Source organism: Pseudomonas sp. ERMR1:02, from assembly GCF_002277815.1.
Taxonomy (GTDB): domain Bacteria; phylum Pseudomonadota; class Gammaproteobacteria; order Pseudomonadales; family Pseudomonadaceae; genus Aquipseudomonas.
Genome location: NZ_NKJI01000001.1, coordinates 302222 through 316850, shown reverse-complemented (window position 1 = coordinate 316850; position 14629 = coordinate 302222). Strand labels below are relative to the sequence as shown.

Genomic DNA, 14629 nt, shown 5'->3' with positions numbered 1-14629 from the left:
GAAGCTGGCTCAGATAGGCCGGCTGCCGTACTTGTTGTCAGGCTTCTTGGGCGGATCGGCGACCACATTGGCCTCCACTTCCTGCACCCTGCCACCACGAGCGAGGAACTCTTCCATGGCCTTGGCCAGGGCGTCACGTTCCTTGTTCTTGGCTTCGACACTCGGCAGCTCATCGACCGACACCGCAGCCTTGGCCTTGCCTTTGGCGGTTGGAGCGGGCGTATCTCCGCCATCGTCTTCAGCGACGTCTTCGGCCGCTGCTTCCAGACCTTCTTCGGTTTCGTCGTCGTCGCCTACTTCGAGGTCGTCGTTTTCCAGATCATCGTCGCTCATGTTCTACCTCATGACTTGCGAAAAGCAGATTAGTTATAGCCCAGCTTTGCCCTCTGTCGAAGGCTGCCGGAAAATTCAATAACCGCTGGTGACCAGCGGTTCATGCCTCCTCACCGTGAACGGTGGCGAGGACTTTACGGGCACCGCCAAAATCACGGTGCTCGCCCAGATAAACACCTTGCCAGGTTCCTAACGCCAGTCGACCCGCCGAGATTGGCAGACTGAGCTGACAGCCAAGCACGCTGGCCTTGAAGTGCGCCGGGAGGTCGTCCAGGCCTTCGTCGTTATGCTCATAGCCGTCTGTTCCTTGTGGGATCAGACGATTGAAAAACCGTTCGAAGTCGCGACGTACCGCCGGATCGGCGTTCTCGTTGATGGTCAACGACGCCGAGGTATGCTGCAGCAATAAATGCAACAGACCAACCCGACATGCCTTGAGTTCAGGCAAGCCAGCGAGTAACTCGTCCGTTACCAGATGAAAGCCCCGAGGCCTCGCCCGCAGGGTTATCAGAGTCTGTTGCCACATACAGTTCTCCGCACGTTCGGGGCGCATTCTAGCGCGCTCTGGGAAAAAACAAAGGCCCTAATAATCCTTCCATCATGTAAGCCTTCGGCGGCATAAAAACACGCGTCGTAAACGTTCATAAAGCTGTAAGAAAAAACCTTTCAGCTGCACTTCCAATGATAAATCGCGGACAAAAAAATGCCCGGCAAGCCGGGCAAGTTTTTTTCATGCGCGTGCTTACATGTTGTAGCCGCGTTCGTTGTGAAGTGCCAGATCGATACCGACCGATTCTTCTTCGTCGGTGATACGCAGGCCCATGACCGCATCCAGGACCTTAAGGATGATGAAGGTGACGATCGCGGTGTAGATCACCGTGAAGCCAACACCTTTGCACTGAATCCACACTTGTGCGGCGATGTCGGTCACGGTGCCGAAGCCACCCAGGGACGGTGCAGCGAATACACCGGTCAGGATCGCGCCGAGGATACCGCCGATACCGTGTACGCCGAAGGCGTCCAGGGAGTCGTCATAGCCCAGTTTGCGCTTCAGAGTGGTGGCGCAGAAGAAGCACACCACGCCAGCTGCCAGACCGATGATCAGCGAACCCATCGGGCCAACAGTACCGGCCGCCGGAGTAATTGCGACCAGACCGGCGACCACACCCGAGGCGATGCCCAGAGCACTTGGTTTTCCGTGGGTGATCCACTCGGCGAACATCCAGCCCAGTGCCGCAGCAGCGGTAGCGATCTGGGTCACCAGCATCGCCATACCGGCAGTGCCGTTGGCCGCAGCGGCGGAACCGGCGTTGAAGCCGAACCAGCCGACCCACAGCATTGCGGCGCCCATCAGGGTGTAGCCGAGGTTGTGCGGCGCCATCGGGGTGGTTGGGAAGCCTTTACGCTTGCCCAGCACCAGGCAGGCAATCAGACCCGCCACACCGGCGTTGATGTGAACCACCGTGCCGCCCGCGAAATCGAGCACGCCCCAGTCACCCAACAGCGAACCCGGACCGCTCCAGACCATGTGCGCAATTGGCGCGTAAACCACGGTGAACCAAACGCCCATGAAGATCAGCATCGCGGAGAACTTCATCCGCTCAGCGAACGCACCGACGATGAGCGCCGGGGTGATGATCGCGAAGGTCATCTGATAGGTGACAAACACTGCCTCAGGGAACAACGCCGCCGGGCCAGTAATGCTGGCAGGCGTGACGCCCGCGAGGAAGGCCTTGGCAAAGCTGCCGACAAAGGAGTTGAAGTTGACGACGTTGGCTTCCATCCCCGTGGTGTCGAACGCCATGCTGTAGCCATAAATGAACCACAGGATGGTGACCAGGCCGGTAATGGCAAAGCACTGCATCATCACGGAAAGAATGTTTTTCGACCGAACCATGCCGCCGTAGAACAGCGCAAGGCCGGGAATGGTCATGAACAGCACGAGGGCTGTCGAGGTCAACATCCAGGCGGTATCGCCGGAGTTGAGGACTGGAGGCGCCACCGGATCTGCCGCCATGGCCAGGCCGGGCATTACGAGGGACAACAGGGCTCCTAGCCCTGCGAATTTACGCAGAGTCATATTGTTTTCTCCTGGGGCGTTGGGTTTGTGGCGGCTTAGATTGCGTCGGTATCGGTTTCGCCGGTACGGATGCGAATCGCCTGTTCCAGATTGACCACGAAGATCTTGCCGTCACCGATCTTGCCAGTGTTGGCAGCCTTGGTTATCGCCTCGATAACCCGGTCAAGATCCTTGTCGTCAATGGCGACATCAATCTTCACCTTTGGCAGGAAATCGACCACGTACTCCGCGCCGCGATACAGCTCGGTGTGACCCTTCTGCCGACCGAAGCCTTTGACTTCAGTGACGGTAATGCCCTGCACGCCGATCTCGGACAACGATTCGCGCACGTCGTCCAACTTGAACGGCTTGATGATGGCAGTGACTAGCTTCATGAAAACTCTCTCCCGAATTGGTGGACTTGCCCCAGGAAAACAAACCCGTCACAAGTCTATGCGCAGTGCCTGGCTTTGTAACGCATCGTCGGCCTTACCTGCCCGTCCGACGCCAGCTAACCGCTCCTTGCGAAACGCTCCCCGCGTTTCGCCTGGCGCACTGCATTCGTCACGGCGACTGCATCAGTGCATGGGTCATGAGAGTCTAAGCAGAAAGCTTGCCATCTCCACAAAACTCACTGTTTTCAAGCCCTTACCAGTTGATGCCAGCTACTTCGCTACAACAGGCGACACGTTACGCACAACAACGGTGCGATGCCGCCCATCCGCATGCGCGAAAAGCGTGCATCCCTTGCCCGCGAAATTGACTATGGACACTGCGTGATACACTGCCCGCCATTGTTATCAGGACATTGCCCATGCTCGCGCCCAAAGACTTCCTCGACGCCCTGACCGGCACAGCCTCCCGTCTCTTCAGCGGTGACACCCCACTGCCGAAAAGCGAAATCGAAAGCCAGTTCAAGGCCCTGCTGCAAAGCGCCTTCAGCAAGCTGGATCTGGTGAGTCGTGAAGAGTTTGATAGTCAGATGGTTGTGCTCGCGCGCGCGCGGGCACGACTGGAAGCTCTTGAGACGAAGGTTGCGGAAATGGAAGCGAAGCTGAACCCGCCAACCGAATAACACCTCGGTCCCTGTGGGAGCGGGCTTGCCCGCGATTGGAGGTCGGCACGACCTCCGCTTCACCTGTAGGAGCTGCCGCAGGCTGCGATCTTTTGATCCTAAGCCCCGCAAAAATCTCGGCAAAGTCCTACAAAAATCACACCGCCGTCCGATTGCGCCGCCAAGTATCCGGTCTCTAAGCTCACCACCAGCTGAATATTCAGCTTTGGGTTTGGCGACCTGGAAAAAGTTTAAGGTGCACGACGACCATCCGATGGCGGGTTTAACCGCCACATCGAGTTATGGCGGTTGTGCGTGGGAGACTTCTCGGGTCTGCCGGGTTCCTTTTGCTCCGGTTCGCCAACCCGCGTACAACTGCCACCCCAATTGTTTGGCGACAATTGCCGGCAGCCCTTAAGCAAAAGGAGCTGTATCAATGAATCGAGATGACGCTTACCTGATTCCGCATGTCTTCACCCGACACAAACTCCAACTCCACGCCCTACTCCTCCAAAACCAACCCTGGTTCAGCGCCCGTGACCTCGGCCGACTCATACGCCTCTACCTCAACGACCGCCAACTCCGAAAACTCGATCCCGACCAATACCAAACCATCAAAATCCTCATCTACGGCCGCATCGAAAACACACTGCTAATCAGCGAATCCGGCGTCTACGCCCTCCTCGTCTACCACTACTGCCCCGAATACCGAGCCCTACGAGAATGGCTCACCCACGAAGTCGTCCCCGCCCTGCGAGACGCCCAACACCCCACCACAACCGAACGCCCACAACTAAGCCTGCTCAATTGGCCGGAAATGTCGTTGAGTTTGCTGCACTGGAATAACCAGCCGTGGATTCGACTGCAAGACGTACCGCACGTATTGCCTGATCGGGAGGAACCAAGACGTGCGATCAATGCGCCTTGGTGGAAACGAGCTTCGCGAATCGGTTGAGCGAGATAATCCACTGTAGGAGCTGGCTTGCCAGCGATGGTCGTGAACGATAACGCGTAAACCCAGATGCTCAGCGGTGCATTCGAATTTTTCGCGAGCAGGCTCGCTCCTACAGGCGGCATTGGCCGGGCTCGCTCCGTCCGCACGCTTTCACCGACGTCCTTCAGCTATCTCGGCACGGTCCTACAAAAGTAGCTCTTCGGCCTGATTTATCAGCTCACACTCGTTCCTTTACGCTATTGGTCTTGATATTCGACAGACAAGGTGTGTGTATGAGCCCAAAAAAGCGAAAGGCGAAGCTGCTACAAATTGTTGAGTTCCACGCTGAAGCACGTCGCCTGGCTGGAGACTTATCGGCCAATCAACGACGGATTATTGAAGTCGGCCTCGCGCGCGGTAAAGAGCTTGAGCCAGGTGGTTGGTTAGCTGGTGGAAGAAATTGACTATTTTGTCGTGAAAGAAACCGTCTGAATGGCGGTTTTTTTGTGTCTCGCCATCAGCCTGCTTCATACATGCAACATCCAGTGAAAATTTGCCCCTTCACCCACACCGCCGAAATCTCCTCCCCCGACTACCCTTCAAGAACCGCAGGAAGCGGCCTCCGTCATCTCAAGGAACGACCATGTCCCTCTCCATCGTCCACAGCCGCGCCCAGATTGGTGTGGATGCGCCCGCTGTCACCGTTGAAGTCCATCTGGCCAATGGCTTGCCGTCGCTAACCATGGTCGGCCTTCCCGAGGCGGCGGTGAAGGAGAGCAAGGATCGGGTGCGTAGCGCAATTATCAATTCCGGCCTGCAATTCCCGGCGCGGCGCATAACGCTGAATCTGGCCCCGGCGGATTTACCCAAGGATGGCGGGCGGTTCGATCTGGCGATTGCCTTGGGGATTCTTTCCGCCAGCGTTCAAGTGCCGACGTTGACGCTCGATGATGTGGAATGCCTTGGGGAGCTGGCATTATCGGGCGCCGTGCGGGCGGTTCGGGGCGTGTTGCCGGCGGCGCTGGCGGCGCGCAAGGCCGGGCGCTGGTTGATGGTGCCTCGCGCGAACGCCGAAGAAGCGTGCCTGGCTTCGGGATTGAAAGTGATTGCGGTGGATCATTTACTTGAGGCCGTCGCGCATTTCAACGGGCATACACCGATTGCGCCTTATGTTTCCAATGGCCTGCTCTACGTCAGCAAACCTTATCCCGACTTGAATGAAGTGCAGGGACAACTCGCGGCCAAGCGGGCGTTGCTGATTGCCGCCGCGGGCGCTCACAACCTGTTGTTCAGCGGGCCGCCGGGAACAGGAAAAACGCTGTTGGCGAGTCGCCTGCCAGGGCTGCTGCCGCCGCTGGCCGAAAGCGAAGCGCTGGAGGTGGCGGCGATTCAGTCGGTCGTCAGTTGCTCGTCGCTGAGCCATTGGCCGCAGCGACCGTTTCGTCAGCCTCATCATTCGGCATCCGGGCCTGCGCTGGTAGGGGGCGGCTCGAAACCACAGCCCGGCGAAATCACCCTCGCTCATCATGGCGTCCTGTTTCTGGACGAACTGCCGGAGTTTGATCGCAAGGTACTGGAGGTGCTGCGCGAACCGCTGGAATCCGGGAATATCGTGATATCGAGGGCCAAGGATCGCGTGCGATTTCCAGCGCGCTTTCAACTGGTCGCCGCCATGAATCCCTGCCCTTGTGGATATCTTGGCGAACCGACTGGTCGCTGCTCCTGTACGCCCGACATGGTCCAACGCTATCGCAACAAACTGTCAGGACCTTTGCTGGATCGCATCGATTTGCACCTGACCGTCGCTCGGGAAGCCACAGCTTTGAATCCTGCGCTCAAACCCGGTGATGACTCCGCCACTGCTGCGCAGCGGGTCGCAGATGCCAGAGAACGGCAACACAAACGCCAGGGCTGCGCCAACGCCTTTCTCGATCTGCCGGGTCTGCGCCGCCACTGCCAGTTGTCCGCAGTCGACGAGACGTGGCTGGAAACCGCGTGTGAACGACTGACCTTATCCCTGAGGTCAGCGCATCGACTGCTCAAAGTCGCGCGGACTCTGGCGGACCTTGAGCAAGTCGATGACATCACTCGTGATCATCTGGCTGAAGCGCTGCAATACCGACCTACCTCCGGCTGATTGGATTACTCCTTGGTGAGATCCACCAAAGGCGTCTGCCGTACCTCGGTTTCCCGTCCGTCCTGAATCTCGCTCACCCGTTTCAGCGCCTTGTCCACAGCGCTCTTGTCCGCCAGCAAGCTGTAGCTGATCTGGAACTTTTTCTGCTCCTGCGGTGCAATCGTCGGCACCAGACCCAGTGGCCGCTGATAACGCCGGTTGTAGGAAAAACTGGTTCCCGGTTCAAGACCTGTGACATAGCCCTGGCCTTGGGTATCGGTGTTTTTCCATAGAGAAAACACGGGCAACGTTTGCGTGCTGAAGCCGAGCGATATACCGAGGCTGCCCGCCTTGTTGTGCAGGACCGTCAGGGTATCGCCCTTGGCATCGGCATATGGCACGACGTTGTAAACCGTCTCGTCGTAATCCTTGGTCGGCGCGCGGTAAGTCTGCCAGTCCGGCAGGTCACCTTTGGCCTTGTCGTTGAACGGCGATACCTGCTTGACGGGTGCCGCGAAGCGGGCGCCCTGCTCTAGGAATGGAGTGCTGAAGTTACTGTGGTACAGCGCCTGGTATTCCTTCGGGTAGTCGCCGTTGTTGGTCAGCGTGTCGTGGAGGGTGAAGCTCACACTGCCCGGTTCGGTGACCAGTTCGGTCGCAACAGAGAAATCGACTTTCTTGAACGCCTGCTCTTTTAACTCGCCACGCAGGGTAATGGCATATGGAGGTTTTTCGTCAATGTGCAGAGTGACTGTGCTGGCCGGGATATTGGCGGCGCGACCATGCAGGGTCAGCAACTCGCCGTTGTCCATACCCGGATGGCCGACCCACTCATAGCCGCAGCGGGTGACCAGTTCGTTGAAGCCTTCCAGCCAGCCCAATCCGCCGCGTCCGTTGAGCTCAATGAAGGATGGGTTGACCACTTCTTTGACCGGCGAATCCCAGCCCATGCGCACATCGCCTACAGATGCCTGCAGGACGTTCATTCCGCGAGTCGGCACGACCGAGAGTTTCATCGTGCCGTTATCGATGTCGACGATGCTGACGCCCTCTTGCCGGCCGCCATGCAAGGTTCGCAGGGTCACGGCGAACGGTTTGTCGGTTTTTACCCCGAGTTCCTGGCTGGTGATTGTCCAGTTTTGAGCCGCTCTGTTCGTGTCGAGCAAGACGTAATCCCATGCCATGGCGTGGGAAGAAGCAGCAAGCGCGCCGAGCGCGGTGATGAATTTCAGGGAAGTCATGGCAAGCGCCTTTCTTGGAGTTGTGCCATTTTTATAAACTTGCTGAAACGATTCATCAAGCACAAAAGTGACATAACCAACTCATGCCGGAAAAAAACCGATCGCGCGTCAACGGAAGCGCTCAACCACGCCTGCGGTCATCTGCTTGAACTCGTCCACTTCCTTGAAGCTGTTGCTCAGGTGCAGGCCAGGTTCCTGCGTCCCCGCCACGGCTACCGGCTCATCCGGGTGCACGCTCAGACCCGCACTGAAGCGCGCCGGGATATAGCTCAAGGCCGCAATTGCTGAAGCTTCATCGATTCAGCTCAGGTGCACGACATCCGGCAATTCCATGGCCTGGACTTCGCCTTGCAGAAAGTCGCTGAGCCGGCGCATGCGCTCACCGCCGGGACGGGTTTTCGGCCAGACCAGGAAATATTTCTCACCACTGGCAACGGCCGTCGGCCAGGGCAAGCTCAACCGGCCTTGCGCTACATCTTCGGCCACCATCAGCAAATCGCCCATGGATACGCCATAGCCTCGGGCGGCAGCGATCATGCCCAACTCCAACGTGTCGAACACCTGCCCGCCCTTGAGCGACACCTGTTCGGCCAGGCCCATACGCTCCAGCCAATTGCGCCAGTCGCGCCGGTCCGGCGTAGGGTGCAGCAGTTCGGTGTTGGCCAGGCGCGTAACGTCCCAAGGCTGATCGCTCGGCAGGTTGGGCGCACCCACCGGTATCAATTCCTCAGGGAACAGGTAACTCGCCTCCCAGTCCGGTGGGAAATGTCCGTTGCTCAACAACACCGCACAGTCAAACGGCTCCTCGTTGAAGTCCACGGAATCAACGTCCATCCAGGCGCTGGTCAATTGCACTTCGTTACCCGGCTGCAGATGGCGGAAGCGACTGAGGCGCGCCAGCAACCAGCGCATGGTCAAGGTCGACGGGGCTTTCATGCGCAAGATGTCGTCTTCGGCGCGCAAGGTATTGCAGGCCCGTTCAAGGGCAGTGAAACCTTCACGAATGCCCGGCAACAGCAATCGGGCCGACTCGGTCAGTTGCAAGTTGCGGCCGCTGCGGTGAAACAAGCGGCAGGCAAAATGCTCTTCGAGGGTACGAATATGCCGACTGACCGCACTCTGGGTAATCGACAGTTCTTCGGCGGCACGGGTGAACGAACTGTGCCGCGCCGCCGCTTCGAATGCGCGCAGGGCATACAAGGGAGGAAGACGACGTGACATCGGAATACTCCTACAGCAGGATCCGGCAACCCTACCAGAAATCTCTGCATGAGTTTGAATCATGCTATCCATCCTTATTATCCCTTTGTGCAACGCCCGCAGAGCGCCGAGAATCGGCGCTTTCCTGTTCTCTTTGGTTTTTTACCTGAATAGCCGAGCGTGATGACCATGCAGCATCCAGCACGTATTGAACTCTGGGCCATCCTGCGGCTGGCGGGGCCGTTGATTGCCTCGCAGTTGGCGCACATGCTGATGGTCCTCACCGACACCTTGATGATGGCGCGCCTCAGTCCCGAGGCGCTGGCCGGTGGTGGGCTCGGTGTGGCGACCTATTCGTTCGTGTCGATTTTCTGCATCGGCGTGATTGCTGCGGTCGGTACTCTGGTGGCGATCCGTCAGGGCGCGGGCGATATCGTCGGCGCTGCGCGGCTGACCCAGGCCGGGTTGTGGCTGGCGTGGTTGATGGCGCTGGGCGGCGGGCTACTGTTGTGGAACCTCAAACCGGTATTGCTACTGCTCGGCCAGACTGAAACCAACGTCCAGGCCGCCGGACAATTCCTCTTGCTCCTGCCGTTCGCCCTGCCCGGCTACCTGAGTTTCATGGCCTTGCGTGGCTTCACCAGCGCCATCGGCCGTGCGACGCCAGTGATGGTCATCAGCCTGGGCGGTACGGTAGCCAACTTCCTGCTCAACTACGCGTTGATTACCGGGATGTTCGGTCTGCCAAAAATGGGCCTGGTGGGTATAGGCCTGGTCACGGCGATCGTGGCCAATCTCATGGCGCTGGCGCTGGCATGGCACATTCGCCGGCACCCGGCTTACGACGCTTACCCGTTGCGTCAGGGGCTGCTGCGGCTCAACCGGCAATACCTGAAGGAGTTGTGGCGCCTGGGCCTGCCGATTGGTGGTACCTACGCGGTGGAGGTCGGGCTGTTTGCGTTCGCGGCGCTGTGCATGGGCACCATGGGCAGTACGCAACTGGGGGCGCACCAGATCGCTCTGCAGATCGTTTCGGTGGCGTTCATGGTTCCGGCGGGGATTTCCTATGCGATTACCATGCGCATCGGCCAGCATTACGGCGCCGGGCAACTGCTCGATGCGCGACTGGCCGGGCGGGTCGGCATCGCCTTCGGTGCAGCGTCGATGTTGTGCTTTGCGATGGTGTTCTGGCTGCTGCCGAACCAATTGATCGGCCTGTTCCTGGACCACAACGATCCGGCGTTCCGCGAGGTTATCAATCTGGCGGTGAGCCTGCTGGCAGTGGCCGCATGGTTCGAGCTGTTCGACGGCACGCAAACCATCGCCATGGGCTGTATTCGCGGACTCAAGGACGCCAAGACCACTTTCCTGGTCGGCTTGGGCTGCTATTGGCTGATTGGCGCGCCAGCGGCGTGGTGGATGGCTTTCCATTTGCACTGGGGGCCGACGGGCGTCTGGTGGGGTCTGGCACTGGGTCTGGCGTTCGCGGCGGTGGGTTTGACGCTGGCGTTTGAGTGGAAAATGAAGCGGATGATTCGACGGGAGCCTGCTGCGCAGGGTGGTTTCCAGATGGCTCAGCCTGACTGAGATCCCGTTGTAGGAGCGAGGCTTGCCCGCGAAGGCCGTTACGCGGTGTACCTGATCAATCGTGTAACGGCCTTCGCGGGCAAGTCGAATCGTCGCACCGCTCGCTTCTACAGGGGGCTCGTTAAACCACCACTTCCAGGGCTGACTGCTGGTTTGAGCCAAACGTCAGGTACTCAACCAAGTCCGTCAACGCCAACGGCTTGCTGATCAGATATCCCTGCACCTGATCGCAATCAAACCCACGCAACAGATCCAGCTGCTCCGGCGTTTCCACCCCTTCGGCAACCACTTCCAGGTTGAGGTTGTGCGCCAGGTTGATCATCGCGTGGACCAGTTTGCGGTTCTCTTCCCGTTGCTCCATGCCGCCGACAAAGCTCTTGTCGATTTTCAGCAACGTGATCGGCAGACTGTTGAGGTGCACGAACGATGAGAACCCGGTGCCGAAGTCATCGAGGGAGAAGCGCACGCCCAGGCGCCCGAGGGCATCCATGGTCTGCTTGACCAGATCGCTGCGGCGCATGACCGCGGTTTCAGTCAGTTCGAACTCCAGCCATTGCGCCTCGACGCCGCGCTCGGCAATCAGCCGGCTCAGCGTCGACAGCAATTGACTGTCCTGAAACTGGCGGAACGACAGGTTGATCGCCATGTGCAACGGTGGCAAACCACGCTCGCGCAACGCCTGCATGTCGCGCAAGGCCCGGGAAATAACCCAGTAACCGAGCGGCACGATCAAACCGCTTTGCTCGGCCAGAGGCACGAACTCGCTCGGAGGCAGCAAGCCACGCTCGGCATGGCGCCAGCGCACCAGCGCTTCGAGGCCGACTATTTGCCCGTCCTCAAGATTCAGCCTTGGCTGGTAATGCAGTTCCAGCTCATCGCGGCGCAACGCCCGGCGCAGCTCGGTTTCGAGGTCGGCGACACTGCGGGCATTGCGGTTGATACGTTCATTGAAGATGTGAAAGGTGCAGCCCTGGGTGCTCTTGGCCTGTTGCATGGCGATGTGCGCATGCCACATCAACGGGTCGGCACCGGCCTGGGCGCGAGCGTGGGCGATACCCAGGCTTGAGCCGATCAACAGGCTTTCGCCATCGACCCAATAGGGCTCGGCCAACGCCTCAGTGATGCGTTCGGCCATCCATTCGGCGCGCTGGGGCGCGCGGCGGGTATCGATCAGCAAGGCGAACTCGTCGCTGCCCAGTCGCGCCAGTTGATCGCCGGCCTCAAGCTGGCTTTTGAGCCGCGCGACCACTTGCAGGATCAAACGGTCACCGGCCTGATGGCCGAGGGCATCGTTAGCGTGACGGAAGTTGTCGAGATCGAGGTGGCCCAGCGCCAGACCACGCCCATCGTTTTCTGCCAATCGCGCTGTCAGCAAGGTCTGGAAACCCTGGCGATTGGCAATGCCGGTCAGCGGGTCTTGCTCGGCCAGGCGCTGCAGGGTGGTTTCCAGCACGCCGCGCTCACGCACATGGCGCAGGCAACGGCGCAGCATGCCGGGATCGAGATGGTCGCGTACCAACCAGTCGCTCACGCCATCGGGCGGGGTCAGCGGCTCATGTTCGAGCAGCAACACCGTCGGCAGACAGCAACGGCCCGGCACCGGCTGAAGTGCCGGGATCGTCAATAACACCGCGCTGCGGTTGTCATCGAACAGACTGCTGACCGACTCCCAACTCGGCGCGCTGATGAGCACGGCCGAGCTCCCCATCGGAGCCAGACACTCGCGCAACAACGCTGCCCACGCCGGCTCTTCAGCCAGTAGCAGCAAACGCAAGGGTTCGACAGGCGTAGACAAGCTAGCTCCCTAGACTCTGCAAAGATGTAGGCGACGGGCATTATGCCGTGCTGATAAATAATGACCAATGACATCAGTTATTAAACGAGGCCTTTGTATCCGGAATTACGAACATTAGCCGCTAATCCGTTGCGCATCCTGCGTGAAAGTAACAAAACCGGCAATTAGAGATCGCGTTGTACGTCACAAGTCGGAGAGAGCAGCACAATTCTGCGAGCCTGTTAAAATGCCGGCCCATTTCGTGACTGACTCCTGAATTTACCTATGTCCCGACTCAATCCCCGGCAGCAAGAAGCCGTGAGCTACGTCGGCGGCCCTCTTTTGGTGCTCGCCGGTGCAGGCTCCGGCAAGACCAGCGTGATCACACGTAAGATTGCCCACCTGATCCAGAACTGTGGCATCCGCGCCCAGTACATCGTCGCCATGACCTTTACCAATAAGGCCGCACGCGAGATGAAGGAACGGGTCGGGACTCTGCTGCGCGCCGGTGAAGGTCGCGGCCTGACGGTCTGCACTTTCCACAACCTGGGCCTGAACATCATCCGCAAGGAACATGTGCGGCTGGGCTACAAGCCGGGTTTTTCGATCTTTGACGAGACCGACGTCAAGGCCTTGATGACCGACATCATGCAGAAGGAATACTCGGGCGACGATGGCGTCGACGAGATCAAGAACATGATCGGCGCCTGGAAAAACGAACTGATCTTGCCGGCCCAGGCCCTCGAAAACGCGCGCAACCCCAAGGAACAGACCGCCGCCATCGTCTACACCCACTATCAACGCACACTCAAGGCGTTCAACGCGGTGGACTTCGACGACCTGATCCTGCTGCCAGTGAAGCTGTTCGAAGAGCACGCCGACATTCTGGAAAAGTGGCAGAACAAGGTGCGTTACCTGCTGGTGGATGAATACCAGGACACCAACGCCAGCCAGTACCTGCTGGTGAAGATGCTCATCGGTTCACGCAACCAGTTCACCGTGGTGGGCGACGACGACCAGTCGATCTATGCCTGGCGCGGCGCCCGTCCGGAAAACCTGATGCTGCTCAAGGACGACTACCCGTCCTTGAAAGTGGTGATGCTGGAGCAGAACTATCGCTCCACCAGCCGCATCCTGCGTTGCGCCAACGTGTTGATCTCGAACAACCCACACGAATTCGAAAAGCAGTTGTGGAGTGAAATGGGCCACGGCGACGAGATCCGCGTGATCCGTTGCCGTAACGAAGACGCTGAAGCCGAGCGCGTGGCCATGGAAATTCTCAGCCTGCACCTGCGCACCGACCGGCCTTACAGCGATTTCGCGATCCTGTATCGCGGCAACTACCAGGCCAAGCTGATCGAGCTGAAATTGCAGCATCACCAGGTGCCGTATCGTTTGTCTGGCGGCAACAGCTTTTTCGGACGTCAGGAAGTGAAAGACCTGATGGCCTACTTCCGCCTGATCGTGAACCCGGACGACGACAACGCCTTCCTGCGCGTAATCAACGTCCCACGCCGGGAAATCGGTTCGACCACGCTGGAGAAGCTGGGCAACTACGCCACCGAGCGAAAAATCTCGATGTACGCCGCCACCGACGAAATCGGCCTGGGCGAGCATCTGGACAGCCGCTTCACCGATCGCCTGTCGCGCTTCAAGCGCTTCATGGACAGGGTCCGCGAGCAATGCGCCGGCGAAGATCCGATCTCGGCCCTGCGCAGCATGGTCATGGATATTGATTACGAGAACTGGTTGCGCACCAACAGCTCCAGCGACAAGGCTGCCGACTACCGCATGAGTAACGTCTGGTTCCTGATCGAGGCGTTGAAAAACACGCTCGAGAAGGACGAAGAAGGCGAGATGACCGTCGAAGACGCCATCGGCAAACTGGTGCTGCGCGACATGCTGGAGCGTCAGCAGGAAGAGGAAGACGGCGCCGAAGGCGTGCAGATGATGACCTTGCACGCCTCCAAGGGCCTGGAATTCCCCTACGTGTTCATCATGGGCATGGAAGAGGAAATCCTCCCGCACCGCTCCAGCATCGAAGCCGACACTATTGAAGAGGAGCGGCGCCTGGCCTACGTCGGGATTACCCGCGCGCGTCAGACCCTGGCCTTCACCTTCGCCGCCAAGCGCAAGCAATACGGCGAGATCATCGACTGCGCGCCGAGCCGCTTCCTCGATGAACTGCCACCGGACGACCTGGCCTGGGAAGGCAACGACGACACGCCAACTGAAGTCAAAGCCGTTCGCGGCAACAGCGCATTGGCGGATATACGCGCGATGTTAAAGCGCTAGAATTGACTACTTTTTAATCTACTTTCGGCGCCCGTA

The 14629-nt window shown here is 59.0% G+C and carries 14 protein-coding genes; 6 read left to right on the top strand and 8 right to left on the bottom strand.

What is annotated here, in order from left to right:
• Positions 1-9: 9 nt before the first annotated feature.
• The 4 genes from sutA to glnK all read right to left on the bottom strand — a co-directional run bounded on the left by sutA (position 10) and on the right by glnK (position 2787).
• The gene (gene sutA / locus CES87_RS01495; protein ID WP_128604655.1) at positions 10-333 is read right to left on the bottom strand and encodes a transcriptional regulator SutA; all 324 of its coding nucleotides are present in this window, start codon (positions 331-333) and stop codon (positions 10-12) included.
• Between the two features lie 100 nt (positions 334-433).
• Positions 434-859 carry a secondary thiamine-phosphate synthase enzyme YjbQ gene (locus tag CES87_RS01490; RefSeq protein WP_128604654.1) on the bottom strand — a complete coding sequence of 142 codons (426 nt, stop codon included), beginning with the start codon at positions 857-859 and terminating at the stop codon, positions 434-436.
• A 216-nt stretch (positions 860-1075) separates the two neighbouring features.
• Positions 1076-2413 (bottom strand): ammonium transporter, encoded by a 1338-nt coding sequence (locus tag CES87_RS01485; RefSeq protein ID WP_128604653.1) that lies wholly within the window; start codon positions 2411-2413, stop codon positions 1076-1078.
• Positions 2414-2448: 35 nt separating this feature from the next.
• Positions 2449-2787 (bottom strand): P-II family nitrogen regulator, encoded by a 339-nt coding sequence (gene glnK, locus CES87_RS01480; protein WP_002555808.1) that lies wholly within the window; start codon positions 2785-2787, stop codon positions 2449-2451.
• Between the two features lie 419 nt (positions 2788-3206).
• Here glnK and CES87_RS01475 point away from each other — a divergent pair, with 419 nt between their 5' ends.
• The 4 genes from CES87_RS01475 to CES87_RS01465 all read left to right on the top strand — a co-directional run bounded on the left by CES87_RS01475 (position 3207) and on the right by CES87_RS01465 (position 6517).
• On the top strand, positions 3207-3467 hold the full coding sequence (locus CES87_RS01475; protein WP_128604652.1) for an accessory factor UbiK family protein: 261 nt from the start codon (positions 3207-3209) through the stop codon (positions 3465-3467).
• 415 nt (positions 3468-3882) lie between these two features.
• A complete protein-coding gene (locus CES87_RS01470) occupies positions 3883-4401 on the top strand; it encodes a Bro-N domain-containing protein (protein ID WP_128604651.1) in 519 nt (172 codons plus the stop codon).
• A 272-nt stretch (positions 4402-4673) separates the two neighbouring features.
• Positions 4674-4844, top strand: coding sequence for a hypothetical protein (locus CES87_RS32285; RefSeq protein WP_178081358.1), 171 nt, complete (start codon positions 4674-4676; stop codon positions 4842-4844).
• Between the two features lie 179 nt (positions 4845-5023).
• Positions 5024-6517, top strand: coding sequence for a YifB family Mg chelatase-like AAA ATPase (locus CES87_RS01465; protein ID WP_128604650.1), 1494 nt, complete (start codon positions 5024-5026; stop codon positions 6515-6517).
• A 5-nt stretch (positions 6518-6522) separates the two neighbouring features.
• Here the strand turns inward: CES87_RS01465 and CES87_RS01460 are convergent, their stop codons facing one another.
• The 3 genes from CES87_RS01460 to CES87_RS01455 all read right to left on the bottom strand — a co-directional run bounded on the left by CES87_RS01460 (position 6523) and on the right by CES87_RS01455 (position 8958).
• Positions 6523-7737 (bottom strand): aldose 1-epimerase family protein, encoded by a 1215-nt coding sequence (locus tag CES87_RS01460; protein WP_128604649.1) that lies wholly within the window; start codon positions 7735-7737, stop codon positions 6523-6525.
• 108 nt (positions 7738-7845) lie between these two features.
• Positions 7846-8010: a hypothetical protein gene (locus tag CES87_RS32280; RefSeq protein ID WP_178081354.1), complete on the bottom strand. Its 165-nt coding sequence runs from the start codon at positions 8008-8010 to the stop codon at positions 7846-7848.
• 27 nt (positions 8011-8037) lie between these two features.
• Positions 8038-8958, bottom strand: a complete 921-nt coding sequence (locus CES87_RS01455; RefSeq protein ID WP_128604648.1) for a LysR substrate-binding domain-containing protein — start codon at positions 8956-8958, stop codon at positions 8038-8040.
• A gap of 168 nt (positions 8959-9126) precedes the next feature.
• Between CES87_RS01455 and CES87_RS01450 the strand changes: the two genes are divergently transcribed.
• A complete protein-coding gene (locus CES87_RS01450; RefSeq protein WP_128604647.1) occupies positions 9127-10524 on the top strand; it encodes a NorM family multidrug efflux MATE transporter in 1398 nt (465 codons plus the stop codon).
• A 121-nt stretch (positions 10525-10645) separates the two neighbouring features.
• Here CES87_RS01450 and CES87_RS01445 read toward each other — a convergent pair whose 3' ends face one another.
• Complete coding sequence (locus CES87_RS01445; protein ID WP_128604646.1) at positions 10646-12319, bottom strand: bifunctional diguanylate cyclase/phosphodiesterase; 1674 nt, start codon at positions 12317-12319, stop codon at positions 10646-10648.
• A gap of 264 nt (positions 12320-12583) precedes the next feature.
• Here CES87_RS01445 and rep point away from each other — a divergent pair, with 264 nt between their 5' ends.
• Positions 12584-14593, top strand: a complete 2010-nt coding sequence (gene rep, locus CES87_RS01440) for a DNA helicase Rep (protein WP_128604645.1) — start codon at positions 12584-12586, stop codon at positions 14591-14593.
• Positions 14594-14629 lie beyond the last annotated feature (36 nt).